Source organism: Brevundimonas sp., assembly GCF_041648615.1.
Taxonomy (GTDB): domain Bacteria; phylum Pseudomonadota; class Alphaproteobacteria; order Caulobacterales; family Caulobacteraceae; genus Brevundimonas.
Genome location: NZ_JBAZOS010000013.1, coordinates 12245 through 37426 on the forward strand (window position 1 = coordinate 12245; position 25182 = coordinate 37426).

Consider the following 25182-nt stretch of genomic DNA (forward strand, 5'->3'; position numbering starts at 1 on the left):
CCGAAGCGCAAGGTCTGCAACGGGTCGGCAGCGGACGTCCGTACAGAGCTTGGAAACGGACGTCAGTCTGACACGACGTCGTAGCTCGCAACTCGATCTGTCTCGTCCAGCTCGATCAGAAGCCACTCGTGGTCGATAGCCATGAGGCTTCCGTCCGGCCCCAAGACATAGATCATTTCGGTCCCCTCCCATTTGTCGGTCGGCGTCGGAGGGCCGAGCAGGTGGACTACTTCCGCCCGATCCATACCTTGGAGAGGGTGCGCCTTGAGAAAGCTGGCGATCATGTGCGCACGCTCGCGGGTCGCCAGATCGGCATCAAGCCATCGCTCCCGGTCAAATGGCCTCTGCGATCCGCAGCCGGTGAGGAAAAGCAAAGCAAGTAGGAGGACAACGCGCATCCAAGCATGCTGTCAGGCAGGGTGAGGGTTCGCAATGGGTAGGGAGCAGACCGCCGCCTTCGGGTGGGAAGCTGTCTATTCCTCAAGCACAGTCAGGGAGGTGGAAGCGTATTGCAGAACGTAAGGCTTCGATGCTGGTTGGCCGGCGGGGATCGCCTCACCGAAGAACGCGACATAGCAATCGTGGGCGTTGATCTCGTCGCTCAACCAGCAATGGACCACAACGCCGTCCTCCCAACTGCCGTCCGAGTGGTTGGTTAGTCGCACCTTCGTGCCGGGTTCAATATTTCGATCCATGGGCATGGTGTCGCTCACAAGCCCAATGTCCGCAACGGGTGGAAAGGGGAGGCACTGATTTAACGCACCATTGGACCCGGCCCCACACGCGGGTTCCTGCCGTCGTTCAATCCGTAAGCCTCCATGAAGAGGAATGGCTGTTCATACGAGACGCGAGGCTCATCCCCACAAATAACGTCGAACTGTCGTTGCAGCGCGGGATCGGTGACTGGCGAGAACGGTGCGTCGTTGTCGGTGATCTGGACGGTTGTGAGCGGGTCACCGTTGCCTCGGTAGAGCCTCTGGAAAACGACCCTGGCCGTTTGGTCTTCACAGCGAACGTCTATCGCGCCTTCTTGATAGGCGGGCGTAGTCCAGTTGCTCTCGGCCACGCCGTGGCGGAACACCTTGTAGGTAAAGAACCGCTGGCTGCCATCGTCCAGTTCCAGGCCTCGGCCCAAGGCGACCGCGACGTTCTGATCAGCACTTACGACAATGACCCGGTTATCCGACCCACAACACCGCGGACGGTCGGTCGTCACTGCCTGCCCACCGGCCAGCATCAGAAGGGCCGCCGCTAAGGACAACAGGGTCATTGAGCCTCCGCTTGCTCTGCTACCAGCAGGTTAGGCGTCGCGTCAGGATGTCCGCAATGGGTCGGGAGCGGACTGTCGCTTAGGCGCGGAATGCCGACCTTAGAGAAGTTCGTCGTTATCGCCGCGGAGGGTCCCTCCCAAAGTCGACTGCGCCAGCTTCAGGAAAGCAATCAGATCGGGTTCCAGATGAGCAAGAGCACCGCTCCGGTCAGCGACAATGCAGGGTCCGTGTTCGATGAGGTCGTCACCCTCATCGCCGTATAGCTCCGCCTCCGGATCGACACGGAGCCACGCGAAAGGACGGGCCCCGCTGCAGAGCGTCCACTCCTTCTCGCCACTCGGGGTGAGATGGTGGTCAAGATAGGCGGATGCCTGTCGAGCGTCTTTGATGCCATACAGGAAGAACGTGCGCACATCGGGCCCCGGACTTGGTGACGGACTGTCGCCTCAACCACGAAGGTCCGCAATGGGTCGGGAACGGTCACAGGCATTGCGCTACTTTCCGGACGTTCGGCTCAGTCTCTGGGCAGGGCACATATTGCGGGATTGGGCCGGGTGGAATGCGATCATGGCGAAGATATAAGAGGCCATGACTTCGTTGGTTATCGACATTCCGAATCTTCACGATGGTTCGCTGACCGGATTAGATTTCGCTAGCGACCGCGTGACCGCGAGGATGACTGACTGGACGGGCAAACCTTACGTGCTTGAGATGCGTGGGGTGGAGCGTTTCCACGTAGCCGTTGAATCTAACAACCTGATCGGTTGGTTAGAGATCATCCAAGGAAAACGACCCAGAAAGCGGCTCCTGCGGAGGCTGTTTGGCACTCCAAACCCTCGCTGGCCGGACTATTTTCAGAGTGAGGTCGAGGACGAAGCGGAACGGGCCGACCGGATCGTTAGCGGAGAAGCCGCACTCGTAGTTCTCCACGGGAACTTCACGGTGTTCTTCGTCGGGCTGTGTGAGTCTGCCATTCTTACAGACGGCTAAGTCCGCCGCTGGGATGTCCGCTTTGGGTCGAAAGCGGACTGTCCCCTGAGGGTGGTTAGCGGACCCGCCCTCAAAGAGGCGGCAGGTGGCGATCTTGAGCCGGAGTCTCGGAAAATTTGAGGTCGGTGAACTCTATGCGGACCTCCCCTCGATCTTCAGTTCCGCTCGGTTGAACCAGCAGGAACCGATGGACCATCTCAGGCTCCCCGCCTGAGAACTCATCATACCAAATCTCGGTCGGACGGTTCTGCACCGCCTGGGCGAGGGCATCCTGTCCGAAGACGATGCGGGCGTTCTTGTAGGTGATCTCGGTGTGCCAATAGCCGCGCTGCTGATCGCCGGTGAGAAGCCGCAGCCGGACGTTGCCCGAGTCGATGATGGCCCGATCTACAAGGGCGTCATTCAACCCTATCGTTGTCGCAAATTGCCGGACTGCCGAGCCGTGATCGAGAGTGTCGATGTATGTTCGATAGGCACTCTCAACCTTGGCGGCCTCGTCGTCAGAAAGGTCACCGAGTGCCCAAGCCCGCGTGAAGTGCTCCATGCCTTTTTGATGCATGGCTGCCGCCGTTTGAGCAAGGTCCGCAATGGGTCGGGAGCGGCCATGAACCTGCGGTCCGATCGCCGACGGTCAACATCGGCCGCCTGACACGCCCCGCCTTGAACCCAACGGCCCCGCGTCCCCGGCGGCCGCCCGAAAGCCGTCGCGGTCCGCCTCCCGGCGCGCCCGACGGCCCCCCGCCAGGCCGGTCAGGCCGGAAGCGTGCACTGCCTCTGCCGGGCGATCCCCTTCAGGAACCCCCGACGGACCAGGCCGGCGCGGACCGCCGCCTGGACCTCCCGGTCATGGGCCTCCGCGCCGGACAGTCTTCGCACCCAGCTGCGCAGGGGAATGAAATCGGTCGCGGTGTCGCGCACCATGTCCAGCGCCGCATTGGCCGCCTGATCGCCCGTGCCCTGCGCGGGCTGCGGCTGGTCGACATCGGGTCCCAGCGCCTCGTCCAGGGCGCTGATCCCGGCCCGGATGTCGCTGCACCGCCGCAAGCCTTCGGTCGCATAGGGCGCGCGCCGCGCCGAAATGAGAACCTCCGGCACCTGTTTGCGGCGCAGGTTGAGGTCATCCAGGGGCGCGGTCGCCGCCATGCCCACGCCCTCGCGGAAGGTCGCTCCGCCCTCGTCCGCCTGGGCGCGGTTGAACTCCATGCCGGGAAATCCGGGCGTCGAGGCGCAGGCGCCCAGGCCGAGCACGCTGCAGGCGAGCAGGACCGGCAGGGCGAGGCCGGACGGACGGGAACGGATCATCGGACGCGGTCCACGGTTCATGGATGTTCAATCGCTTCGGCGGACGCCGCCCTCTCATCCCGGGAGCAGACCGTAGGATGAGAGGGGGGCCGGCCCCTACGCTTTCTCGATCGCCGTCGCGATCTGCTCGGCCGAATGCCCCGTCAGGTCCTTCGAGATTTCGCCGACGACCCGCGATGCGGTTTCCTTGTGCCAGCCCTTGCGCAGCTGACCCATGGTCTTGGGCGCGGCGATGACCAGCAGATGCTCGACCTTGTGGTTGAGCACCATCTTGTTCAGGACGTCGGCCACGCCCATGGCGAAGCCGTCCTCGGCCTGGGTGTCGTTATCGGGGTTGGCGTCGCTCGAGATCCGACCCGCGGCGCCCGAGGCGCGATCGGCGATCTCCGGCGTCGGCTTGGGGCTCAGCTCGATCTTCTGATGCCCCTTGTTCTCGTACAGCGCCAGCTTCTCGCCATCGACGACCGCCACGAGCGTGCCTGTGGAAAGTATCATCCGGAGTCTCCGATTGTTGGGGGACCCGCTGAACGTCCCGCGGGTCCCGGGGTTGCCGCTATATGCGCCTGCGCCGCGTCATTGTCGCCCCGCCATCGCGCGGCGTCGCGGGCCGCCGTCGCCCGGTTCGCCTCCGCCCAGGCGGCCGGGGCAGCCGCCCGTTCTCCCGACAGCCAGCGCTCGAACACGCCGAACAACAGGGTCAGGTCGATCAGATACCCCAGGCCGACGTGGGCCGAGGCCAGGGTGTACTGCGATACCGCCGGATCCACCAGTCTGAGCACATAGACCAGCACCAGCAGCCCGTTGGCCGCCGTCATGACCAGGAGCCACCAACGATCCATCCGGAAGCTCATCCAGGCGAAGATCAGGAGACGGACGCAGTCCTGGACCATGCCGGCCGGATAATGTCCGTCGACCTCCCATCGATAGGTGATTTCAGAGAGCAGGCAGGCCAGCAGCAGGACGCCCGCGCCCGTTCGTTCCGGGCGGGCGCCGCGCACCCAGGCGACGGCGTAGACGATCAGGCCGAACACCATGCCGCCGACCTGCCAGGGTGTGGGTGTCACGTGCTGCGGGCCTTCCCGGGTTCGCGCCCGATCTCCGTTCGGTTCCGGAGCGGTTGTGGCAGATCATCCTCCGGCCGTCACCCGCGCAGGGACGCGACGGCCCCGGTCGCTCAGTCGTTCCGGCTCACCGCCTCGGCCAGACGCAGAAACCCCGCCCCGTCGATCACCTCGGCCCGGGCGTCCGGCTCGATCCCCGCCGCCTCGCACAGGGCCGCCCCGCCCAGCGTCTTCAGGCTGGACCGCAGCATCTTTCGCCTCTGGCCGAAGGCGGCCGCCGTCACCCGTTCCAGCGCCTTCAGCAGCTCCCGGTCGGGCCGGTCCGCGCGCGGGACCAGATGCACCACGGCCGAGGCCACCTTGGGCGGCGGGGTGAAGGCGGCGGCCGGCAGGTGCATCACCAGCCGCGCCTCGCACACGGCCTGGCTGATCACCGCCAGCCGGCCGTAGGCGTCGTCCCCCGGGGCGGCGACGATCCGCTCGGCCACCTCCTTCTGGAACATCAGGGTCAGGGCGTGGGGCAGCCACGGCCCGGTCAGCCATTTGATCAGCAGCGGCGTGCCGACGTTGTAGGGCAGGTTGGACACCACATGCGCCGGGCCCTCGACCAGATCGGCCTCGCGCACCTTGAGGGCGTCGGCCTCGACCACCGTCAGCCGGCCCGAACCGTCGTCCAACTCGGCCAGCAGCGGCAGGAAGCGCGGATCCTTCTCGACCAGCACCAACGGGCCCGCATCGCTTTCCAGCAGGGCCCGCGTCAGCCCGCCGGGACCGGGGCCGACCTCGATCACCGCCCGGCCCTCGAACGGCCCCGCCAGCCGCACGATCTTGCGCGTCACATTCAGGTCCAGCAGGAAATGCTGGCCGAAGCTCTTCTTCGCCAGCAGGCCGTGGGCGTCGAGCGTTTCGCGCAGGGAGGGGAGGTCGGTCACGGAGTGAAGAATGCCAGTGCTAGTGAGTCGTGAGTGGTGAGGACTGCGTGAGCGGTTCAATTGCAGACGCCGACCACTCACGACTCACTAGCACTCTTCACCCTCTTCCCCGCCATCGTCGCCGCCAGCCGCACCGCCGCAATCAGGCTGTCGGCCCGGGCCACGCCCTTGCCGGCGATGTCGAACCCCGTCCCGTGATCCGGCGACGTCCGCACAACCGGCAGGCCCAGGGTCGTGTTGACCCCGCCCCAGAAGTCCAGCGTCTTGACCGGGATCAGGGCCTGGTCGTGGTACAGGCACAGCACGGCGTCGTAGGTCGCGCGCGCCGCGTCGTGGAACAGGGTGTCGGCCGGCAGCGGATCGGTGATGGCGATCCCCTCGGCGCGCAGGATCTTCACCGCCGGGGCCAGGACCTGGATTTCCTCCAGCCCGATGGCGCCGCCTTCGCCCGCGTGCGGGTTCAGCGCCGCCAGCGCCAGCCGGGGCGCGGCGATGCCGAAGTCGCGCCGCATCGCCTCATGCACCACCCGCGCCGTGCGGCAGACGCGCTCGATCGTGACCAGTTCCGGGACCTCGGCGAGGGGCGCGTGAATGGTGACCAGACAGGCGCGCAGGTCCTTGGCCGTCAGCATCATCACCGGGCCGCGCGTGCCGGCGAACGGGGCGTCGGCGGTCAGTTCGGCGATGAACTCCGTATGCCCCGGAAAGCGGAAGCCGGCGGCGTACAGCGGCGCCTTGGCGATGGGGGCCGTGACCACGCCCGACGCCTCGCCGGACAGGGCCAGGTCCACGGCCTGCTCGATCCAGTCGGCGACGACGCCGGCGTTGGCCGCTTCGGGCTTTCCGGGCGTCACGGGGACGGGCAGGGGATGGTCCAGCACGGGTATGGCGCGAGCGAACACGGCCGCGGCGTCCCCGGCCGCCGACACCGTCTGCACGGGCTGGCCCTGCGCGCGCAGCAGGGCCGCGTCGCCGACGACGACGAAGGCCGGGCCGTCGGCCCTCAACGCCGTCCACGCCCTGGCGATGATCTCGGGTCCCACGCCCGCCGGTTCGCCCATGGACAGGGCCAGCGGCGCGGGGCCGGTCATCACTTCATCTCGATGAGGGCGTCCTCGCGCAGGTCGCGCATATAGCGCTTGCCCAGGGTGGCGAGGTTCTGGCGGAACAGTGCGCCTTCCACGGTGCGCGCATCGGGCGCCTCGACGCCGCCGGCCCGTCGTCCGCAGACGCCGAGCAGATGCACGCCCAGCGGCGTGCGGACCGGCGTGCTGACCGAGCCGATTTCGGCCGAGCGGGCGACCTGCTGGAACTGCGGCGCCAGGTTCTGCACATCGGACTCGCCCAGATCGGAGCCCAGCAGGCCCTGTTCCGACGTCGCGCGCTGCAGCATGGTCTCGCACGTCAGCTGCGGCCGCAGGGCCTCCAGCCGCGCCGTGGCCGCCGCCACATCCGCATCCGTGGCGGTCTCCGGCAATTCGATCATCACCTGCCTGATCTGCACCAGACTGGTCGAAGCCCCGTCCCGCTTGTCGCGCATATAGACGATGTAGACGCCGCCATCGACCGGTATGGGCCGCGACAGCTGGCCGACGGCGAGCTGATCCAGCGCCTGCTGCAGAGCGGGCTGCACGCTGCCTTCCACGACCCAGCCGGCGTCGCCGCCGCGGGTGGCCGAGGGGGCGGCCGAGAATTGCTGCGCGACGGCCTGGAAGGGCGCGCCCTGGACCATCTGCTGCACCAGCTGGGTGGCGCCGTCCAGCGCGGCCTGCTGACCGCCCACACGGCCGGCCTCGATGTAGATTTCGCCGATCAGATACTGCTTCTTGGACGCCGCCTCGGAGGCCTGGCGCAGAGCGGCGTCGACCGCCGATTTGCTGACCCGGGCGCGGCTCTGGAAGCGGCCGCCCACCAGTTGGGACCACCCCATCTGGGTCCGGAGTTGTTCGCGCAGGGTCGAGGGACGAATCCCGCCCTGGGCCAGGAAGTCGAGATAGGTCGCCGGCGCGGCGCCCACTTCCTGCGCCATGGCGGCCAGTTCCTGATCGACCTCTTCGTCGGAGATCACCAGATCCTCGTATTTGGCCAGTTCCTGAGCCTGCAGCCGCTCATCGATCAGCAGGTTCAACGCCTGCTGCTGGATGGCCGGAATATTCTCGGGCGTCGGCTGGACCTGGGTCATGGCGATCAGAAGCAGCATGCGCTGGCGCAGATCGAACCCCGTGATGACGCTGTCGTTGACCGTGGCCAGGATGCCATCGGACATCTGGAAGGCCGGCGCTGTCGGAGCGGCCGCGGGCGCCGCCTCGGCGGCCGGATTCAGGGTTCCGGCGACGGCCGGGGCTTGAGCCGGCGCAGTCTGCGCCACGGCCGTACCGGCCAGGAGGGCGGCCATCGCCACGCCCGTCATATAACGCGTCAAACCCATGTCAGTCCGTATTCCTCAAGCGGCGTTGGCCCGGATCGGATCCGGAGAGTCCTTTTCCGCGCGCCCCCGGGCCGCGCGGCGTCCAGCGCCTGTCGCTGCGTCAATACCCTGTACCGCCGAAAGTGGCGAGGTTTAGGCGTACATAAACGCCCTCCGAGGGCCCGGTGGGGCGGACGCGGGTATTATCGCGCCGATAACCGATCTCGAACCGGAAGCAATCGTCGTCGAACAGCAGTCCAACCTCCGAGCGGGTGATCACGTCGCGCTCCAGATCGGCGATGCCGGCGGCGGTCACGCCCCAGTTGCCGTAAACGAACTGCTGGCCTGACAACTGGATGAATTCATAGTTGCGATTCAGCGGCCCGGCGACCGGATTGGATCGATCGATGATGTAGCTGACCGACGCCAGATTTCGCCGGCCCCAACGGCCGTCGATCGCGGCTTCGGCCCGGCGGATATCGCCCGAGGAATCGATCGTCGCGTGACCCCAGCCCCGGATCCGGTCCGAGGGCGAGAAACTGCCCTGCACGACCCAGTCCGAGGTGTCTGACGCCAGGCCTGACGGGTCGTACAACCGGGTCGGGGCGTCCGGCACGGGGACAAGGAATCCGGGCTCCTCCGCATCGCGCAGGCTGCGCCCGACGAACAGGCTGGCCTGTCGACCCTGGTCCCACCGAAGGGTGGCCCGCATGCCCGCGGTGAGCCGCAGGCCGCCTTCCAGAAGGTCATAGCCGGGGAAGCGGTCGATGCGGAACAGCGAGCTTTCGTCCAGCTCCAGCGTCTGGCTGTCCTCAATGGGAATGCGGGGGTCGAGATCCGGGTCGGTCGAAACGGACAGCTGTCCCATCGGCTCCAGGATCAGGTCGGCGCTGTCGCTCATGCGCCGGATCAGGGGATAGCTGACGTCCAGTCCGGCCGTGGCGCGACCGCGCGTGATCGCTTCGTCGTCGAGTCCGAGGACCGGGGGCAGGTCGCCCACTGAATAGGCGTCCGCGCGAAGGTCGACGAACGGCTCCCACCGGATGCCGGCGCGCGAGGTCATGGCCCGGCGCCATTCGGCCTGGCCGGAGACCCGGCGGCTGTCCACGCCCGGCAGGCCGAGCAGCGACCCGGTGGGCACGACCTCGGGCCGCAGAACCGGGGCTCCCACATAGGCGTCGCGGTACAGGGCGACCGCCGTGCCGCGCAGCCGCAGTCGCCCGCCCAGGACCGGTCCGGCAGGTTCCCAACGGGCCTCGATCAGGGGAGCCACGAACGGCAGGCTGTCGTCGGCCTCGAAGATATTCAGCCCCGGCGCATCGACGTTGGCCTCGGCGATGCGAAGGCTCTGCATGTCGAAGGCGGCGATCGAGACATAGGACCGGTCGGTCTGGCGCTCGGCGTAGGCCTGGCTGATCAGGCGGCGGCGATCGCCGTAGTAGAGGCCGTTGTCCTGATAGGGATCGCGGATGTCGTAACGGTCGAACAGCGTCTTGTCCGAAACGCGTTCGGCGGTGAAACCTCCGCGCCATGGTCCGTCCGGATCGAACCGCCCGTGGGCCAGCAGATAGCTGCGATGCTCGGCGTCGATGGGAATGTCGGGCAGGTTGTCGGCGTCGGGTCCGTCGAAATCGCCGAAATTCTCTTCATAGGTATAGCCGGCCCGGGCCACGACCATGCCGTTCGAGAACCGGCGCCGCCACTGCAGATTCAGCAGCGGCGCGACGTCGGTGTTGAGCTGCGGGCTGATCAGCCAGTCTTCCGATGGCGAGACGACGTGCAGATAGGGAACCTCCAGGCTCAGTCCCCGGCCTTCGTCATAGCTGGGGATCGGCACCAGGAAGCCCGAGGCGCGCTCCACCGTCGGATCCGGATGGGCGAAGAAGGGCAGGTAGAAGACCGGCACGCCGCCGATGCGGAACAGGGCGTTGCGGTAAAGGACCGCCCGGAGCTCCTCGTTCTGGACCACCTTCTCCGCCTGGATGGAGATGCTGGGTTCCTTGGGATTTCCTTCGGCGTCGCAGATCGGGCAGGGCGTGAAGATGGCGTAGTTCAGTTCGTTCACATTCTCGCTGCGGCGCACGGCGGTGGCGGCCATCAGGCTGGCGCCGTTGCTGAACCGGGTGGCGAAATCCACGGCTACGCCGGCCTTGAGGTCGGAATCGAGCTCCAGATGGCTGGCGAAAACGACGGTCCCGGCCGGGTCGGTGAACTCCACCCGCCGGTTGGCGGTCGCCACGCCCTGCTCCAGGTCATAGCTGACTTCGCCGGCCCTCAGGGTCACGCCTCTGAATCGCGCCAGCACGCGGTTTTCGCCCGCGCCGCTGGCGGTGATGACGTCGCCCTCCCGGGCCGCGACGTCCGCTTCAATATAGATGGCGTCGGCCGTCAGTCCGTCCGGCCCCGTCGCCGCGGGAACGGGCGCCGCGGGAGCCGTCTGGGCGCTGGCGGCGTGGGCCGAGGCGGCAAGCGCCACAGCAGCCGCGCCGGCCAGAAGCCGGAGGCGCAAGGCTGCCGTGTCGGGCGCGCGACGGTCACGCTGCATTCGAAATCACTCTGATGGCGGACGGGACGGCGGGGAGTTCGCTTAGCCGTCTTCGGTATAGAACAGCAAGGTGAAGGCGGCGAGCGCCGTCAGCAATGGCGGCAACCAGGCCGCCAGCCAGGGGGGAATCACCTCCGCGGAGCCGAACGCCGACGCCGCCTGGTTGACGAAGAAGAAGGCGAAACCCAGCACCACGGCGGCGACGCTCATCTTCGCCAGGTCGCCGAGCCGCATCAGCCTGAGCGAGAAGGCCGCGGCCAGGATCGACATGGCCGCGAACATGAGGGGCGTGGCCAGCAGCTGCTGCAGGCGGAGCCGGTAGGCGGTGGACGAGAAACCCGCATCCTCGACGCGCGCGATCTGCGCCGACAGGGACCAGAAAGACGTGGATTGGGGCCGGGCGAACCGTTCGAACGCCTCGTCGTCGGCCAGGCTGGAGGGCAGGTCGAGCGTGGCGTAGCGCACGGCGCGCTGGCCGATCTGGGCGCCGACCGCGTCGACCAGCCGCCAGCGACCGTTCCCCAGCGTCGCCGAGGCGGCGTCGATCCGCTCCGAGAAGGTGCGTAATCCCGCGCTGTCGTTGGTGTAGATGAAGAAGCTGACGCCGAGCAGCCGCGCGTTGGCCCGATCCTGACGCGCCGCGCGAATGACCATCTGTCGCGTGTCGTCGCCCTCGCGAATCCAGACGGCCTGCTCGGCCTCGCCGGCGACCGCCGATCCCGACAGCCGGGATCGTTCGCGCTGGAACAGTCCGTCCGCCGAGGCCGCCAGCGGCCCCAGAGCCGCCACCGTGATCACGCCGAACATGAAGGCCGCGCCCGCGGCGGGCAGGACGAACCGCCAGGCCGACACGCCGGCAGCCCGCATGGCGATCAGCTCGCTGCGCCGGTTCAGTCCGACGAAGGCCGCGAGGGTTCCGAACAGGAAGACGAAGGGCAGCAGCTGCAGGATCACCTGGGGCGACTTCAGCAGCATCAAGCCCAGGATCCGTGCGCCCGACAGGTCAACGTCGGATCCGACCCCGCGGGAAATCTCCACGAAGTCGATCAGCATGATCAGGGCGGCGATGACGCCCAGGGCGATGGCCAGCGACCGCGCCTGCTGAACCAGGACGTAGCGTTCGATGCGGCCCAGGCGCAGCCAGGGAACGGGCAGGGCGATCCGGCTCATGCGAACCTCGCCCTGAACCGGTCCATTGCGGGCCAGGCGCGGCTGCGTCGCGGCTTCAGCGCGCGGAACAGCAGCCTCAGGGCGATCATGGTCGCGATGACGGGCAGCAGATACTGGAAGATGTTCAGCCAGCCGTTCCAGGCGCTGGCCGACACGATTCCGTAGCCCGCCACCCGAACGATCAGGAACGCCGCGGCGGCCTTGGCAATTCGCAGGCCGTAGCCGGTGCGGCTGAATTGACCGCCCATGATCGCGGTCAGGGCCATGGCCATGGCCATCAGGGCGTACAACGGAGCCGAGAGGCGCGAATGCCCCTCCGCCGCCAGTTCGCCTGCCGATCCCACGCTTTCGAGGTCCTGGGGCGATGGATTGAACAGCTGGGGCAGATACAGGTCCGACGGCTTGTAACGAATACGGTCCGTGACGTCGGCATAGGGCGAAAGATCCACCACCGTGCGTCCGAAGGAAATATATTCCAGCACGCCGCGGGACGAATAGCTCTGTCGCGATCCGTTCACGAGGGTCAGGAAGGGCGTCCCGTCGATCCGGCCGAACCGCGCTTCCGCCGCGTCCCAGGTGGTGACCTTGTCGCCCTCGTCGACATAGACGAACAGGTTCTTGAGCAGGCCGTTCTGTTCGATCTGCTGGACATAGACGGTCAGGCCGTTGGGTCCCTGGACGAAGCGTCCTTCCTCGATCAGCACGGCGGCCAGGTCGGTGCGGATCGCGAAGGCCTCGGCGCGCGCCTGGCGCTGGCCCCAGGGCATGAGCACCGTCGTGATCAGCAGGGTCGCGAGCGCCGCGATGGCCGCCAGCCGGATCGCCGGCCGGATCGCCTGCCAGCGCGTGACGCCCGAGGCGAAGATGGCGGTCAGTTCCTGCTCCCGCTGCAGCCGGGTCAGGGCGATCAGGGCGCCGACGAACATGCCGATGGGCACGATCACGGCCAGCAACTGCGGGACCGCCAGCAAGGTCAGCTTGATCATGACCCAGACGCTCTGGCCGCGTTCGACGATGACCTCCAGCTGATCCAGACTCTGGCTCAGAATGCCGATTCCGGTCAGTGCGGCGCACGCCCCGACGACGGGACGGGCGATCTGCCGGAAAAGATAGCCTTGGATCAGGGTCATGTTCAGGAGAAATCGCCCGTTGCAGGCGGCGGCGAGGGAGAGCATCTAATACACACCCGACCGCGCCGGTGAAACCGCACGCGCTCGTTCCTATCGACACCATCACCGGACGCGTAATGCCCGGCGGGAGCAGTAAATGAAGATCGAATTCGTCGCGTCCGCGAGCGCCCCAGAGGTTCTCGCCATCCTGGTCAACGAAGGCCGCGCCTTCGTCGGAACAGGCGCCCAGCTCGACGCCGCGGCGTCCGGCGCCCTGACCCGGGCGATGACGGCGAGCCGGTTCACCGGCGGTTCAAACAGCACCCTGATCGTCGCCGCCCCCGCGGGTGTGGACGCCGCGACCCTGGTGCTCACCGGGGCGGGCGATCCGGCCAAATTCGATGACCTCGCCCTGGAAGCCGCCGCCGGCGCAGCCTATCACGCGGTCAAGCTGTCGGGCGCGGCCGTCCTGACCATCGACGCGTCGCACCTGTCGGCCGCCCAGGCCGCGCGGGCCGCCTTCGCCGCCCGCCTCGCCGGCTACCGCTTCCTGAAATACCGCACGACCCTGAAGCCCGAGAAAACGCCGTCGATCGAGACCATCCGCATCGTCGCCGCCGACCCCAAGGCCGCCGAAGCCGCCTGGACCGCCCTTGCGGCCGTGGCCGAGGCCGTCGAATTCTCGCGTGATCTGGTCAGCGAGCCGGCCAACATCCTCTATCCCGAAGAGTTCGCCAGGCGCGTGAAGGGCCTCGAAAAGCTGGGCCTCGAGGTCGAGATCCTCGGCGAGAAGGAGCTTGAGAAGCTCGGCTTCCGCACGCTGCTGGCCGTCGGCATGGGCAGCGTCCGCGAAAGCAAGGTCGCCATCATGAAATGGAACGGCGGCAAGAAGGGCGACCAGCCCATCGCCTTCGTCGGCAAGGGCGTCTGCTTCGACACCGGCGGCATTTCGATCAAGCCGGCCGACGGCATGGAAGACATGAAGTGGGACATGGGCGGCGCGGCCGCCGTGGCCGGCCTCATGCACGCGCTGGCGGGCCGGAAGGCGAAGGTCAACGTCGTCGGCGTTCTCGGCCTGGTCGAGAACATGCCCGACGGCGCGGCCCAGCGCCCGGGCGACGTGGTCGTCTCGCTGTCCGGCCAGACGGTCGAGGTGCTGAACACCGACGCCGAGGGTCGCCTCGTCCTCGCCGACTGCCTCTGGTACACCCAGGAGCGGTTCAAGCCGAAATTCATGCTCGACCTGGCGACCCTGACGGGGGCCATGATCGTGGCCCTGGGTCTGGAATACGCGGGCGTGTTCTCGAACTCCGACGAACTGGCGAACAACTTCCTCGCCGCCGGTCCCAAGGTCGGCGAGAACGCCTGGCGGATGCCGATCCCGGCCGCCTACGAGCGCCACATCGACACCCCGATCGCCGATGTGAAGAACACCGGCAACGGTCGCGCCGGCGGTTCGATCACCGCCGCCCTGTTCCTGCAGCGCTTCACCAACAGCGTGCCGTGGGCGCATATCGACATCGCCCCGACCGCCTGGGTCAAGGACTCGAAGAATCCGACCGTGCCGGACGGCGCCGTGGGCTGGGGCGTGCGTACGCTCGACCGGATGGTGGCCGACGCCTACGAGTCCTGAGCCGCGCGAGAGGTGGAACCGGGTGTCTGACGCAACGCCGGAAATCTGGTTCTACCACCTCGAGCGCTCGACGCTGGACCAGGTCCTGCCCGGTCTGCTGGAGAAGACCCGCGACCGGGGCTGGAAGGCCCTGGTCCGGGCGTCCGATACGGGCCTGCTCGACCATATCGACGAGCGGCTGTGGACGTATCGTGACGACAGTTTCCTGGCCCATGGTCGGGCGACGGAGACCGGGGCGGATCGCCAGCCCATCCTGCTGACCGAATCGTCCGAGAACCCGAATGCGGCTCAGGCGCTGTTCATTGTGGACGGCGCAGAGCTGGGCGACACGAAAGGCTTCGACCGATGCTTCATCATCTTCGACGGGCGCGACGAGACGGCGCTCACGGGCGCGCGGGTCCGGTGGAAGACGCTGAAGGATCAGGGCGCCAATCTGGCCTACTGGAAACAGTCGCCCGAAGGTCGCTGGGAAAAGGCGGCCTGATCGCCCTGGCGGCGCTCGCCGCCTGTTCGACGCCGGCCTCTGACGGCGCCGCGCCGCGGACGGTCGAGGAAGCGCAGCTGAACCAGCCCGTCGGCGCCCGACCGACCTATCCGACCGTCGACATGTGCCGCGCGGGGGAGCTTCAGTGGCTGGTCGGAAAGCCGAAGACCGAGATCCCGGTTCCGGTCGATGTCGTGAACCGCCGGGTCGCCTGCACCACCTGCCCGGTGACCGAGGACTATGTGCCGCAACGCCTGAACATCTTCTTCAATGAACAGACCCAGATCGTCGAACAGGTCCGCTGCGGCTGACGCATCACAGGAAGACGACCGATGAAGACCCTCATCCTCAGCCTCTCCCTCGCCGGGGCGCTCTCCGCCTGCGCGCCGGTGGAACCGGCGCCTGCGACGCCCCCGTCTGACGGTCCGACCCGGTGCCGTGCGGACCAGTACCAGCGCTTCATCGGCCGCAACCGCTCGGAACTGCCTGCCAGACCGGCCAACGAGACCTGGCGGGTGACCTGCACCACCTGCCCGGTGACGATGGACTACAGCCCGTCGAGGCTGAACATCCTCTATGAAGAGCGCTCCGGAATCATTCGGGAGGTGAAATGCGGATGAAGGTCGTTCTCCTGGCCTCCGCCGCGGGCCTGACGCTGACGGCTTGCGCACCCGTCGACGCGCCGGACGCCACCCCCGTTCCACAGCGGTGCGACGCCGCGGCTTCGCAGTCGCTGGTGGGCTCTCACATTGGAGCGGTCAGCTTCCAGTCCGGAGCCGACGTCCGCATTGTCTGCACCACCTGCCCGACGACCAGGGACCTGAGACCCGACCGGTTGAACATCCGCTTCAACCAGACCACCGGGGTCATCGAACGCGTCGACTGCGGCTGACCCGGCTTGGCGCCTCCCGGCTTTCGCGGCAGGGTGAAGGCGAGGGCAGGGGGAGGCGGTTCATGCGCAGGTTACTGATGGCGGGCGTCGCGCTGACGGCGGCGCTGATCGGCCCGGCCGCCGTCGCCGATGCGACCGCCGACCGCGCCGTGCGCGACCTGATCGAAAGGCCCCAGGTGTGCGGACCGGCCAACTCGGCCGACGCCGTCACGCCGGTCGCCGACATGGTCATGGTCGACGGCTTCGGCACGGGCGGCTTCACCATCGACACGGCGAACCCCGAGGCCCAGGCCTGGTTCAACCATGGCGTCCGGCTGCGCTGGGCCTTTGAGCACAAGGAATCCGTCCGCGCCTTCCGCAAGGCGCGGCTGCTGGATCCGACCTGCGGCCTGTGCGCCTGGGGCGAGGCCTGGGCCCTGGGGCCCAATCTGAACGGCGGCGGCAATGACGACGAAAGCCTCGCCGCCGCCCTGAAGGCCGCGCGGGACGCCCGCCGCCTCAGCCGCCGCGCGACACCGATGCAGCGCCAGATGATCGACGCCTTGGTGCAGCGCTATTCGGGCCAGAAAGGCTCGCGCAGCCGCCGCTTCGCCCGGTCGATGGACCGGATCGCGCGCGCCAACCCGACCGACGTCACTGTGGCCGCCATCACCGCCGACGCCTGGATGCTGAACGCCGACGAATGGTGGGACGACGCCGGCAAGGCCGCCGATCCCGGCATCACCCGGGCCATGACCCTCCTCGAACAGACCCTGGCCCACGCCCCGAATGATCCGGGCGCGATCCATCTCTACATCCACCTGACGGAATGGTCGGACGACCCGCACAAGGCCATTCCGTACGGGGAGCGGCTGGCGGCCCTGGCGCCCGGGGCCAGCCATCTGGTGCATATGCCGTCGCACACCTTCTACCGGGTCGGCCGGTACAGGGACGCCATGATGTCCAACGTCAACGCCGTGGCGCTGGACCGGCGCTACGTCGGTCTGGCGCGACCGCCCGGCGGCCTGTCCGGCATGCCGCTGCACGGGCACAACATCCATTTCGGCATGGGCGGGGCCCTGATGGCCGGCGGCGGCGAGGAAGGCCTCAAGCTGGCCGACGGGTTTCTGGCGACCTGGCCGGAGATTCCGGCGGACAATGTCTGGCGCCAGGCGATGGTGAACAACGCCTACGCCATCTACGGCCGCTTCGGCTCGGCGGAGAAGGTCGCGGCCCTGGCCGAACCAGCTGAAAGCCATCCCATGCTGCGCGTCAGCTGGCGTTTCGCCCGCGGCGAGGCGGCCGCGCGGGCCGGGGAAGCGGCGGCCGTCCGGGCCGAGGCCGAGGCCATCGCCGCCCTCCGCGCGGCGCCCGGCTTCGCCGCCGGTCCCCAGGGCAGGATGCGCACCGAATTCACCGAGATCTCCCAACGCGTTCTTGAAGGCCGCGCCGCCATGATCGAGGGCAATGCCGGGGCCGCCGTGGCCGCCTTCACCCGCGCCGCCGAAATCCAGGGCCAGGACTCCGAGGGCGGCGACCCGCCGATCGTCTGGTACCCGACCCGCCGCAGCCTCGCCGCCGCCCTGCTGCTCAAGGGCGACGCGGCGGCCGCCAGGGCGAAGATCGTCGAACTGCTCGAGGATTGGCCCGGCGATCCCTACAGCTATTTCGTCCTCGCTGAGGCCGAGACCGCCCTGGGCCATGCCGAAGCCGCGGCCGAGGCGCGGCGGAAGTCGGCCGTGGAATGGATCGGCGGCCCCATGGATCTGAAGCTGGCCTGAGCTCGCCTACGACGGCGCCGCGACCGCCATATTGTCGATCAGACGCGTCCGGCCCAGCCAGGCGGCCGCCAGAATGCGGGCGGGCGCGTCCACGACGCCGTCGCGGAACGGCGCCAGATTGTTGGCGCGCCGCACGGCCACATAGTCGATCCGTTCGAACCCCGCCTTCAGCAGGGCCGCATGGGCGTCGCGTTCGACGGCCGCCAGCGGACGCCGCCCGGTCGCCTGGGCCCCGGCCTCGGCCAACACGCCGTTCAGCCGCCGCGCGGTCTCCAGTTCGGCGTCGCCCAGGTAGGCGTTGCGCGATGACAGGGCCAGGCCGTAGCCGTCCCGTTCGGTCGGAGACCCGACGATATCCGTCGGAATGTCGAGGTCGCGGGCCATCCGCCGCACGACCATCAACTGTTGATAATCCTTCTCCCCGAACACGGCGACCTCGGCCTGGACCTGGTTCAGCAGCTTGGCCACCACCACGGCCACGCCGCCGAAGAAGTGCGGGCGGAAGTCGGTCTCCAGCCCCGCGGACGGTCCGCCCACGCTGACCGCGGTGGCGAAGCCCTCGGGGTACATTTCCTCGACCGTGGGCGCGAACAACAGATGGCAGCCCGCGCCGGCCAGCATTCCGGCGTCCTGCGCCTCCCGCCGGGGATAGGTCCCCAGGTCCTCATGCGCCGCGAACTGGGTCGGATTGACGAAGACGCTGGCGACCACGCGATCGGCCCGGCGACCGGCCTCCCGCACCAGGGTCAAGTGGCCTTCGTGCAACGCGCCCATGGTCGGAACGAAGCCGACAGTGAACCCCTGGCGTTTCCATGCGCTGATCTGTGCACGCAGCGCGGAGACGGTGCGCACGACGGGAAGGGAGGCGGGCTCGGTCATGATGAACGGATTAACCCTTCGCCTTAAGCGTGCTTGTGAACCGGGCGGCAAAAGCTGCCGTGCGAGGGTTGGCTTATGACGCCGAGCCTCCTGATCCGTCCAGTGCTTGTCCTCCTCGCCACCTCGGGCCTGACGGCCTGCGGCATGGTGGAAAGTGATCCGCGTCGTTTCGAAACCCTGGCGGAGGCCGTGGCCGCCATCCCGCTCGACGGACAGGGTGAGCCTTCCGCCGCCCCTGCCGTTCGTCGCACGTCCAACCACGCCGCCCTGCGTCCCGCCATCCGCGTCGAGGTGCTGGATCCCCATGCGTTGTGGGACGCCCGGGACGCCGACATGAACGGCATGGTCGAGCGCGCCGCGCCCCGTCTCGTGGCCGCCGCCGCCCCGGCGATGGCTGACGCCGTGGTGCAACAGGTCTCGCATCGCGTCGACAACGCCGCCGCCCGCGCGGGGCTTCGGCCCGCCATACAAACCGCCGCTCCGAAAGCCGCTCCGAAAGCCGCCCCGGGAGCCGCCCGCGGCCTGGTGCAACTGGGCGCCTATTCCAGCGAAGCCTCGGCCCGCGCCGCCTGGAACCGCCTCAAGGGCGGTCAGGCCGCCTGGGCGCTGGACGGTTTGTCGCCGGTCTACGAGGCCGTCGAGGTGGGCGGCCGTCAGCTGACGCGGCTCAAGGTTCGCGCGCCCGCCGCCGGAGCCGGCGCGGTCTGCGCGGCCGCCGGGATCGACGATCCCTGGTGCCGTCGCGCCGTCTAGGGCGGGCATCCACAGCCCTAACACCCCCCCTGCGTTGACGTCGGGCCCGCCCCCCGCGATTCTGCCTGTCTCGGCTGCGCGTCTGAGTCGGCGGCCCCAAACAGGTATGAGTCTCCATGGCTGACCCCACGGTCATCGTCGTCGGCAACGAAAAGGGCGGAGCGGGCAAGTCCACGCTCGCCATACACATCGTCACCGCCCTGCTGCACGCCGGCCGGCGCGTGGCCATTATCGATCTGGACCTGCGCCAGCGGTCGATGGCCAAATTCTTCGCCAACCGCGCCGCCTGGATGGCGGGCAACAGCCAGACCCTGCCCATGCCGCTTGAGCCCGACATGGGCGACGGCAAGGCCCTGGCGCGCGCCGGCGAGGCCGAACAGCTGGCCCGGTTCGAGGCGGCCTTCGCCGAGGCGAAAGCGTCGGCCGACATCATCCTGATCGACACGCCGGGCGGCGACACCCTGCTGTCGCGCACCGCCCATGGTCTGGCCGACCAGATCGTCACCCCGATGAACGACAGCTTCGTCGATTTCGACCTGCTGGGCTCGGTCGATCCGGTCACCCTCGATCTGCTCAAGCCCTCGATCTATTCGGAAAGCGTCTGGGAGGCCCGCAAACAGCGGGCCATCACCCAGGGGCGTCACGCCCAGATCGACTGGATCGTGGTCACCAACCGCCTCGCGGTCGCCGCCGCGCGCAACCGCCAGCGGCTCGAGGAGCGGATGGAGAAGCTGGCCCGCCGCGTCGGCTTCCGCATGGGGCCCGGCCTGCGCGACCGCGTCATCTATCGCGAACTGTTCCCGTTCGGCCTGACCGTGGCCGACCTGTCCAGCGAGATCCGGCCCGTGGCGGTGTCCCTGGCCCACGTCGCCGCCCGTCAGGAGATGCGCAATCTGATGCAGGCGCTCGGCCTCGACACCGCCGCCCTGGACGCCCCGCTCGACGCGGCGGCATGACGTCTTGAGTCTGATCTGGCTGGTTCTGGCCGCCATCGCCGTCTGGGCCCTTGTTCGGCTGGGCCGTCAGGGCGAGGGCCGTCGTCGGGGCCAGTGGCGCGTTGCGGCCACCCTGTTCAGCGCCGTGATGCTGGCCGGAGGCGTACTGCTGGCCGTTCGCGGCGCCTGGCTGCCGGCGGCCGGGCTCATCGGAGCGGGTCTGTGGCTGACGGTGGCGTCGCGTCAGAGAAGCGTCGCTCCCCGCCCGACCGAGGCTCTGTCTGATGCGGAAGCCCGGTCGATCCTCGGCGTGCCGGCCGGCGCCACACCCGAAGCCGTCAATGCCGCCTGGCGCCGCCTGATGGGCCGCGCCCACCCCGACCAGGGCGGCACCGAAGGCCTCGCCGCCCGGCTCAACGCCGCGCGGGACAGGCTGCTGAAGCGGTGACATTCGTTCTCCCTCCCCAGAAGTGGGGAGGGACGATCGCGTAGCGATCCGGGTGGGGAATTGTAGCCTCAAGCGCGGACGGCGGGAGCTTCACACTACCCCGCCCGGGCTCCGCTTCGCTCCGCCGTCCCTCCCCATGAAGGGGAGGGAGAGCGATGGGTCACGCTGCCGGTTTGGACGCTTTCTTCGCGGCCGGCTTCCTGGCCGGCGCCTTCTTGGCGGCCGCCGGCTTCTTCACCGCGGCCTTCTTCACCGCCGGCGCCTTCTTGCCCTTGGCCGGCGCCGCCAGCGCCCGCGCCGCCAGCAGGGGCAGGGCCTCTTCCAGCGTCAGGTCTTCCGGCGCCGTGCCCTTGGGCAGGGTGGCGTTGATCTTGCCGGACTTCACATAGGGGCCGAACCGGCCCGCCATGACGTGGATCGGCTCGCCGGTCTCCGGATGGGCTCCGAGATCCTTCAGCGGCGCCGAAGCCCCGCCCCGCCCGGCGAACTTGCCGGCCCGCTTCTCGGCCAGCAGCACCACCGCCCGGTTCAGACCGACCTCGAACACCTCGTCGATGTCGGCGACATTGGCGTAGGTCCCGGCGTGCAGCACGAACGGTCCGTAACGGCCCAGACCCGCCGTGATCGGCTTGCCGTCTTCCGGATGCATCCCGACCTCGCGCGGCAGGGCCAGCAACCTCAGCGCCTGCTCCAGCGTCAGCGACGCCGCCGACCAGCCCTTGGGCAGGGATGACCGTTTCGGCTTCTCCTCGCCGGGCAGGGTGGTTTCCACATAGGGCCCGAACCGCCCGATCTTCAGGGCCACGGGCTGGCCGGTGACCGGATCGACGCCCAGATCGCGGTCGCCGCCGTCCTCGACCTCGCTCGCCGCGCCGAAACCGCGCGTGTAGCGGCATTCCGGATAGTTGGAGCAGCCGATGAAGGACGAACGCATCTTGAAGCTGGCCTTCAGATGCAGCCGGCCGCTCTTGCACAGGGGGCACAGGCGCGGGTCGGTCCCGTCGCCCTTGTCGGGGAACAGGAAGGGGCCGATCGCCGTGTCCAGCTCGTCGATCACGCCCTGACGGGCCGTGACCGCCTCGGTGGCCGGCTTCAGCTGGCTCCAGAACTCGCGCAGGACCACCTTCCAGTCCAGATCGCCGGCGGACACCTCGTCCAGCTGGTTTTCCAGCGCGGCGGTGAAGTCGTACTCCACCCAGCGGCCGAAGAACTGTTCGAGGAAGGCCGTGACCAGCCGCCCGTTGTCCTCGGGGATGAAGCGGTTCTTGTCCATGCGGACGTATTCGCGGTCACGCAGCGTCGTCAGGATCGAGGCGTAGGTCGACGGCCGGCCGATGCCCAGCTCTTCCAGCTTCTTGACCAGGGTCGCTTCGGAGAAGCGCGGGGGCGGCTCGGTGAAATGCTGTTCCATGCGGACGGCGTCGACCCTGGCGATCGCGCCTTCCTTCAGCGCGGGCAGGCGGGTGGTGTCGTCCTCGTCGTCGCCGCCGTCCTTGGGCTTGTCGTCTCGGCCCTCCTCGTACACGGCCATGAAGCCGTCGAAGGCCACGACCTGGCCGGTGGCGCGCAGCCCCGTCTGGCCCGTCGGCTCCTCGATCTCGACCGTGGTCCGGTCCAGACGCGCCGACTCCATCTGGCTGGCGATGGTCCGCTTCCAGATCAGTTCGTACAGTTTCTGCAGATCGCCATCGAGACGCAGGGTCTCGGGCGCGCGGGCCATGTTCGTCGGCCGGATCGCCTCGTGCGCCTCCTGGGCGTTCTTGGCCTTGGTCTTGTAGTATCGGGGCTGTTCCGGGACATAGGCCGGGCCGAAGCGGTCGCCGATGACCTCGCGCGCCTGGGCGATGCCCTCGGGGCTGACCGACAGGCCGTCGGTCCGCATATAGGTGATCAGGCCGCCCTGGTCGTCGACGCCCTCATACAGTTTCTGCGCCGCCTGCATGGTGCGCTGCGCCGTGAAGCCCAGCTTGCGCGAGGCCTCCTGCTGCAGGGTCGAGGTCATGAACGGCGGGGCCGGGGCGCGCTTGACCGGCTTCTTCTCCACCGAGCTGATGGTGAAGGTCCCGGCCTTGATGGCGTCGCGCGCCGCGCTCGCCATCGCTTCCGAGGTGATGTCCAGCCGCTGCACCCGCTTGCCGGCGTGCTTGACCAGACGCGTCGTGAACGGCGGGCTGTCCGCGTTCATATCGGCCTCGACCGACCAGTATTCCTGCGCCTTGAACGCCTCGATCTCCATCTCGCGATCGACGACGATGCGCAGGGCGACCGACTGCACCCGTCCGGCCGAACGGGCGCCCGGCAGCTTGCGCCACAACACCGGCGACAGGGTGAAGCCCACCAGATAGTCCAGCGCGCGGCGGGCCAGATAGGCCTCGACCAGCTCCATGTCGATCTGGCGAGGCTTCGCCATGGCCTCCAGCACGGCGCTCTTGGTGATGGCGTTGAAGGTGACGCGTTCGACGTGCGTGTCCTTCAGCACCTTCTTCTTGGTCAGAATCTCCAGCACGTGCCAGCTGATCGCCTCGCCCTCGCGGTCGGGGTCGGTGGCCAGGATGACGCGGTCGGACCGTTTGGCGACCTCCGCGATCTCGCTCAGCCGCTTGGAGGCCTTGGCGTCGATTTCCCACGACATGGCGAAATCGTCGTCGGGCAGCACCGAGCCGTCCTTGGACGGCAGGTCGCGGACGTGCCCGTAGGACGCCAGGACAGTGAAGTCCGGGCCCAGATATTTGTTGATGGTCTTGGCCTTTGCGGGGCTCTCGACGACGACGAGGTTCATGCGGGGAGGGGGCCTTGAAACGGCGCGGAAAGGGGGCGGAACGTGGTTGGCCCGGGCGTCGCTGTCAATCGGCGCTGAAAATCGGGCGTTTTCAGACCGACGCCAGACCGCCCGGAAGCAGGGTGGCCCGGCCTGCCAGACTGAGCTCCAGCAGGGCCGCGGCCACCGCGCCGATCGGGGCTCCCGCCGCCCGGGCCAGCTCGTCGCGCGGCGTCGGCGTCGGCGACAGCAGGGCGGCGACCCGTTCGATCAGCGCCGCATCGATCTCCTCCGGCGCGGCCTGGAAGGGATTGTCGTGAGCCGGCTCGCGCAGGGTGCGCAGGGTCGAGAAGGCGCGCTCCACGTCCTCCAAGCCCTCGCACAGGATCGCGCCTTGCCGCAGCAGTTCATTGGGGCCGCGCGAGCGGGGATCCAGCGGTGAGCCCGGCACGGCGAAGACGTCGCGCCCCTGTTCCGCCGCCAGCCGCGCCGTGATCAGCGATCCGGACCGCAGCTCGGCCTCGACCACGATCACCCCGCGCGACAGGCCCGAGATGATGCGGTTGCGGCGCGGGAAGTCCTTCGCCTGGGCCCGCGCCCCGACCGGGCTTTCCGAAACGATGCAGCCCTGTTCGACGATCCGGCGATAGAGGTCGGCGTTGTCCGGCGGATAGACGTCGTCCACCCCGCCGCCCAGAACGGCGACCGTGCCGGTCGGAAGGGCCCCGGCATGCGCCGACCCGTCGATGCCGCGCGCCAGGCCGGAGACGACCACATGGCCGGCCTCGCCCAGTTGCTGCGCCAGCCCGCGCGCGATCCGCTGGCCGCCCGCCGAGGCGATGCGCGCGCCCACGACGGCGATGCACGGCCGGCTCATCAACCCCGCGTCGCCAAGGGCCCACAAAACCGGCGGCGGCGGGTCCGTCGCCGCCAGCGGCTCGGGATAGGCGGCGTCCCCCAGCACGATCAGCCGGGCGCCGATCCGGTCGCCCGCCGCGTATTCCGCTTCAATCTGATCGACAGGCGGCGGACCGTCGCCGCGGCCGCCGGCGCGCCGGATCAGGTCCGGCAGGGCCTCCAGCGCGCGTTCCGCCGCGCCGAACCGGTCCAGGAGCTGGCGGAAGGTGACCGGGCCGACCCGATCGGTGCGCGCCAGCCTCAGCCGCGCGAATCGCTCCGCCTCCGACAGGGGCGGCGAGGGGCTCACCCCTTTTTGGCGCCGATACGGGGTTCCGCCCCCTTCAGCAGACGCGCGATGTTCTCATGGTGCCGGATCCAGATGAGCACGGCGGTGAACAGCGCCAGGGCCGCGACCGGCGCCGGAACCGGCAGGCCCAGGGCGGCCAGCGGCAGCACGGCGTAGACCGGCGCGGCGGCCGCGGCGAGCAGGGCCGCCAGCGAGGACATGCGGAACAACGCTGCGACAAGCAGCCATGTCGCCCCCGCCAGCAGGCCCAGCGGCCAGGCGGCGGCCAGCAGCAGGCCGAAGAATGTCGCCACCCCCTTGCCGCCCCTGAAGCCGAGCCAGACCGGGAAGAGATGGCCCAGGAAGGCCGCGCCGCCGGCGATCGCCGCCAGGGCCGGCACGCCCGGGAACAGCGCCTGGGCGATCAGATAGGCGGCGGCCCCCTTGCCGGCGTCCAGAATCAGCGTGGCGAAGGCCAGATCCTTGCGCCCGGTTCTCAGCACATTGGTCGCGCCGATATTGCCCGAGCCGATGCTGCGCACATCCTCGCCCGTCAGCAGACGCGTCAGGATCACGCCGAACGGAATGGAGCCCAGCAGATAGCCGCCGACCGCCACGAGGGCGACCGTCCCGAGGGCGGGCCCGACCAGATCCTGCAAGTGATTCG

Annotated in this window: 28 protein-coding genes; 10 read left to right on the forward strand and 18 right to left on the reverse strand. The window is 68.6% G+C overall.

Going from position 1 to position 25182, the window contains the following annotated elements; genetic code table 11:
* Nucleotides 1–62: 62 nt before the first annotated feature.
* From WC555_RS07005 to WC555_RS07020, 4 genes are all read right to left on the reverse strand, one after another.
* Complete coding sequence (locus tag WC555_RS07005) at nt 63–398, reverse strand: hypothetical protein (protein WP_373252444.1); 336 nt, start codon at nt 396–398, stop codon at nt 63–65.
* A gap of 75 nt (nt 399–473) precedes the next feature.
* Complete coding sequence (locus WC555_RS07010; protein ID WP_373252445.1) at nt 474–713, reverse strand: hypothetical protein; 240 nt, start codon at nt 711–713, stop codon at nt 474–476.
* A 41-nt stretch (nt 714–754) separates the two neighbouring features.
* Complete coding sequence (locus WC555_RS07015; protein ID WP_373252447.1) at nt 755–1270, reverse strand: hypothetical protein; 516 nt, start codon at nt 1268–1270, stop codon at nt 755–757.
* Between the two features lie 99 nt (nt 1271–1369).
* On the reverse strand, nt 1370–1684 hold the full coding sequence (locus tag WC555_RS07020; RefSeq protein ID WP_373252448.1) for a hypothetical protein: 315 nt from the start codon (nt 1682–1684) through the stop codon (nt 1370–1372).
* 175 nt (nt 1685–1859) lie between these two features.
* On the opposite strand from WC555_RS07020, the gene WC555_RS07025 reads away from it, so the two are divergent.
* Nucleotides 1860–2261 carry a hypothetical protein gene (locus WC555_RS07025; protein ID WP_373252450.1) on the forward strand — a complete coding sequence of 134 codons (402 nt, stop codon included), beginning with the start codon at nt 1860–1862 and terminating at the stop codon, nt 2259–2261.
* Nucleotides 2262–2331: 70 nt separating this feature from the next.
* Here WC555_RS07025 and WC555_RS07030 read toward each other — a convergent pair whose 3' ends face one another.
* The 10 genes from WC555_RS07030 to WC555_RS07075 form a co-directional block, all read right to left on the reverse strand.
* Entirely contained in the window at nt 2332–2820 is a 489-nt protein-coding gene (locus WC555_RS07030; RefSeq protein WP_373252451.1) for a hypothetical protein, read from the reverse strand.
* A 191-nt stretch (nt 2821–3011) separates the two neighbouring features.
* Nucleotides 3012–3563, reverse strand: a complete 552-nt coding sequence (locus WC555_RS07035; RefSeq protein ID WP_373252453.1) for a hypothetical protein — start codon at nt 3561–3563, stop codon at nt 3012–3014.
* 96 nt (nt 3564–3659) lie between these two features.
* Nucleotides 3660–4058, reverse strand: coding sequence for a host attachment family protein (locus tag WC555_RS07040; RefSeq protein ID WP_373252454.1), 399 nt, complete (start codon nt 4056–4058; stop codon nt 3660–3662).
* The gene (locus tag WC555_RS07045) at nt 4055–4627 is read right to left on the reverse strand and encodes a hypothetical protein (protein ID WP_373252456.1); all 573 of its coding nucleotides are present in this window, start codon (nt 4625–4627) and stop codon (nt 4055–4057) included. Before WC555_RS07045 ends, WC555_RS07040 begins: the two co-directional genes overlap by 4 nt.
* Nucleotides 4628–4737: 110 nt before the next feature.
* A complete protein-coding gene (gene rsmA, locus WC555_RS07050; protein WP_373252458.1) occupies nt 4738–5556 on the reverse strand; it encodes a 16S rRNA (adenine(1518)-N(6)/adenine(1519)-N(6))-dimethyltransferase RsmA in 819 nt (272 codons plus the stop codon).
* 77 nt (nt 5557–5633) lie between these two features.
* Nucleotides 5634–6647 (reverse strand): 4-hydroxythreonine-4-phosphate dehydrogenase PdxA, encoded by a 1014-nt coding sequence (gene pdxA / locus WC555_RS07055; RefSeq protein WP_373252459.1) that lies wholly within the window; start codon nt 6645–6647, stop codon nt 5634–5636.
* A complete protein-coding gene (locus WC555_RS07060; RefSeq protein WP_373252461.1) occupies nt 6647–7984 on the reverse strand; it encodes a peptidylprolyl isomerase in 1338 nt (445 codons plus the stop codon). Before WC555_RS07060 ends, pdxA begins: the two co-directional genes overlap by 1 nt.
* A 100-nt stretch (nt 7985–8084) precedes the next feature.
* Entirely contained in the window at nt 8085–10508 is a 2424-nt protein-coding gene (locus WC555_RS07065; RefSeq protein WP_373252463.1) for an LPS-assembly protein LptD, read from the reverse strand.
* Nucleotides 10509–10550: 42 nt separating this feature from the next.
* Complete coding sequence (gene lptG, locus WC555_RS07070; protein WP_373252465.1) at nt 10551–11678, reverse strand: LPS export ABC transporter permease LptG; 1128 nt, start codon at nt 11676–11678, stop codon at nt 10551–10553.
* Nucleotides 11675–12808, reverse strand: coding sequence for an LptF/LptG family permease (locus WC555_RS07075; RefSeq protein WP_373252466.1), 1134 nt, complete (start codon nt 12806–12808; stop codon nt 11675–11677). Before WC555_RS07075 ends, lptG begins: the two co-directional genes overlap by 4 nt.
* 136 nt (nt 12809–12944) lie before the next feature.
* On the opposite strand from WC555_RS07075, the gene WC555_RS07080 reads away from it, so the two are divergent.
* The 6 genes from WC555_RS07080 to WC555_RS07105 all read left to right on the forward strand — a co-directional run bounded on the left by WC555_RS07080 (nt 12945) and on the right by WC555_RS07105 (nt 17556).
* Entirely contained in the window at nt 12945–14420 is a 1476-nt protein-coding gene (locus tag WC555_RS07080) for a leucyl aminopeptidase (protein WP_373252468.1), read from the forward strand.
* 22 nt (nt 14421–14442) lie between these two features.
* The gene (locus tag WC555_RS07085) at nt 14443–14904 is read left to right on the forward strand and encodes a DNA polymerase III subunit chi (protein ID WP_373252470.1); all 462 of its coding nucleotides are present in this window, start codon (nt 14443–14445) and stop codon (nt 14902–14904) included.
* Nucleotides 14905–15026: 122 nt separating this feature from the next.
* Complete coding sequence (locus WC555_RS07090) at nt 15027–15215, forward strand: hypothetical protein (RefSeq protein WP_373252471.1); 189 nt, start codon at nt 15027–15029, stop codon at nt 15213–15215.
* A gap of 21 nt (nt 15216–15236) precedes the next feature.
* Nucleotides 15237–15524 carry an I78 family peptidase inhibitor gene (locus WC555_RS07095; RefSeq protein WP_373252473.1) on the forward strand — a complete coding sequence of 96 codons (288 nt, stop codon included), beginning with the start codon at nt 15237–15239 and terminating at the stop codon, nt 15522–15524.
* Complete coding sequence (locus WC555_RS07100; protein ID WP_373252474.1) at nt 15521–15796, forward strand: peptidase inhibitor I78; 276 nt, start codon at nt 15521–15523, stop codon at nt 15794–15796. The genes WC555_RS07095 and WC555_RS07100 overlap by 4 nt, the downstream gene beginning before the upstream one ends.
* Nucleotides 15797–15858: 62 nt before the next feature.
* A complete protein-coding gene (locus WC555_RS07105; protein WP_373252475.1) occupies nt 15859–17556 on the forward strand; it encodes a hypothetical protein in 1698 nt (565 codons plus the stop codon).
* 6 nt (nt 17557–17562) lie between these two features.
* Here WC555_RS07105 and panC read toward each other — a convergent pair whose 3' ends face one another.
* Nucleotides 17563–18435, reverse strand: a complete 873-nt coding sequence (panC, locus tag WC555_RS07110) for a pantoate--beta-alanine ligase (RefSeq protein ID WP_373252477.1) — start codon at nt 18433–18435, stop codon at nt 17563–17565.
* A gap of 102 nt (nt 18436–18537) precedes the next feature.
* Here panC and WC555_RS07115 point away from each other — a divergent pair, with 102 nt between their 5' ends.
* The 3 genes from WC555_RS07115 (at nt 18538) to WC555_RS07125 (ending at nt 20571) form a co-directional block, all read left to right on the forward strand.
* Complete coding sequence (locus WC555_RS07115; RefSeq protein ID WP_373252479.1) at nt 18538–19188, forward strand: SPOR domain-containing protein; 651 nt, start codon at nt 18538–18540, stop codon at nt 19186–19188.
* Between the two features lie 116 nt (nt 19189–19304).
* Nucleotides 19305–20144: a division plane positioning ATPase MipZ gene (locus WC555_RS07120; RefSeq protein ID WP_373252480.1), complete on the forward strand. Its 840-nt coding sequence runs from the start codon at nt 19305–19307 to the stop codon at nt 20142–20144.
* A gap of 4 nt (nt 20145–20148) precedes the next feature.
* Nucleotides 20149–20571: a molecular chaperone DnaJ gene (locus WC555_RS07125; RefSeq protein ID WP_373252482.1), complete on the forward strand. Its 423-nt coding sequence runs from the start codon at nt 20149–20151 to the stop codon at nt 20569–20571.
* A 160-nt stretch (nt 20572–20731) separates the two neighbouring features.
* Here WC555_RS07125 and topA read toward each other — a convergent pair whose 3' ends face one another.
* The 3 genes from topA to plsY form a co-directional block, all read right to left on the reverse strand.
* A complete protein-coding gene (gene topA, locus WC555_RS07130; RefSeq protein WP_373252484.1) occupies nt 20732–23350 on the reverse strand; it encodes a type I DNA topoisomerase in 2619 nt (872 codons plus the stop codon).
* A 91-nt stretch (nt 23351–23441) separates the two neighbouring features.
* Complete coding sequence (gene dprA / locus WC555_RS07135) at nt 23442–24536, reverse strand: DNA-processing protein DprA (RefSeq protein ID WP_373252486.1); 1095 nt, start codon at nt 24534–24536, stop codon at nt 23442–23444.
* Nucleotides 24533–25174, reverse strand: a complete 642-nt coding sequence (gene plsY / locus WC555_RS07140; protein ID WP_373252488.1) for a glycerol-3-phosphate 1-O-acyltransferase PlsY — start codon at nt 25172–25174, stop codon at nt 24533–24535. Before plsY ends, dprA begins: the two co-directional genes overlap by 4 nt.
* Between the last annotated feature and the right edge of the window lie 8 nt (nt 25175–25182).

What these genes read in the sequence shown, in the direction of transcription:
- WC555_RS07005 (WP_373252444.1), bottom strand. Translation starts at nt 398, where the DNA reads ATGCGCGTTGTCCTCCTACTTGCTTTGCTTTTCCTCACCGGCTGCGGA.
- WC555_RS07035 (WP_373252453.1), bottom strand. Translation starts at nt 3,563, where the DNA reads ATGATCCGTTCCCGTCCGTCCGGCCTCGCCCTGCCGGTCCTGCTCGCC.
- WC555_RS07105 (WP_373252475.1), top strand. Translation starts at nt 15,859, where the DNA reads ATGCGCAGGTTACTGATGGCGGGCGTCGCGCTGACGGCGGCGCTGATC.
- WC555_RS07080 (WP_373252468.1), top strand. Translation starts at nt 12,945, where the DNA reads ATGAAGATCGAATTCGTCGCGTCCGCGAGCGCCCCAGAGGTTCTCGCC.
- pdxA (WP_373252459.1), bottom strand. Translation starts at nt 6,647, where the DNA reads ATGACCGGCCCCGCGCCGCTGGCCCTGTCCATGGGCGAACCGGCGGGC.
- topA (WP_373252484.1), bottom strand. Translation starts at nt 23,350, where the DNA reads ATGAACCTCGTCGTCGTCGAGAGCCCCGCAAAGGCCAAGACCATCAAC.
- WC555_RS07090 (WP_373252471.1), top strand. Translation starts at nt 15,027, where the DNA reads ATGTGCCGCGCGGGGGAGCTTCAGTGGCTGGTCGGAAAGCCGAAGACC.
- WC555_RS07065 (WP_373252463.1), bottom strand. Translation starts at nt 10,508, where the DNA reads ATGCAGCGTGACCGTCGCGCGCCCGACACGGCAGCCTTGCGCCTCCGG.
- panC (WP_373252477.1), bottom strand. Translation starts at nt 18,435, where the DNA reads ATGACCGAGCCCGCCTCCCTTCCCGTCGTGCGCACCGTCTCCGCGCTG.
- WC555_RS07100 (WP_373252474.1), top strand. Translation starts at nt 15,521, where the DNA reads ATGAAGGTCGTTCTCCTGGCCTCCGCCGCGGGCCTGACGCTGACGGCT.
- WC555_RS07025 (WP_373252450.1), top strand. Translation starts at nt 1,860, where the DNA reads ATGACTTCGTTGGTTATCGACATTCCGAATCTTCACGATGGTTCGCTG.
- WC555_RS07030 (WP_373252451.1), bottom strand. Translation starts at nt 2,820, where the DNA reads ATGCATCAAAAAGGCATGGAGCACTTCACGCGGGCTTGGGCACTCGGT.
- WC555_RS07095 (WP_373252473.1), top strand. Translation starts at nt 15,237, where the DNA reads ATGAAGACCCTCATCCTCAGCCTCTCCCTCGCCGGGGCGCTCTCCGCC.
- WC555_RS07120 (WP_373252480.1), top strand. Translation starts at nt 19,305, where the DNA reads ATGGCTGACCCCACGGTCATCGTCGTCGGCAACGAAAAGGGCGGAGCG.
- WC555_RS07060 (WP_373252461.1), bottom strand. Translation starts at nt 7,984, where the DNA reads ATGGGTTTGACGCGTTATATGACGGGCGTGGCGATGGCCGCCCTCCTG.
- WC555_RS07015 (WP_373252447.1), bottom strand. Translation starts at nt 1,270, where the DNA reads ATGACCCTGTTGTCCTTAGCGGCGGCCCTTCTGATGCTGGCCGGTGGG.
- WC555_RS07040 (WP_373252454.1), bottom strand. Translation starts at nt 4,058, where the DNA reads ATGATACTTTCCACAGGCACGCTCGTGGCGGTCGTCGATGGCGAGAAG.
- WC555_RS07075 (WP_373252466.1), bottom strand. Translation starts at nt 12,808, where the DNA reads ATGACCCTGATCCAAGGCTATCTTTTCCGGCAGATCGCCCGTCCCGTC.
- lptG (WP_373252465.1), bottom strand. Translation starts at nt 11,678, where the DNA reads ATGAGCCGGATCGCCCTGCCCGTTCCCTGGCTGCGCCTGGGCCGCATC.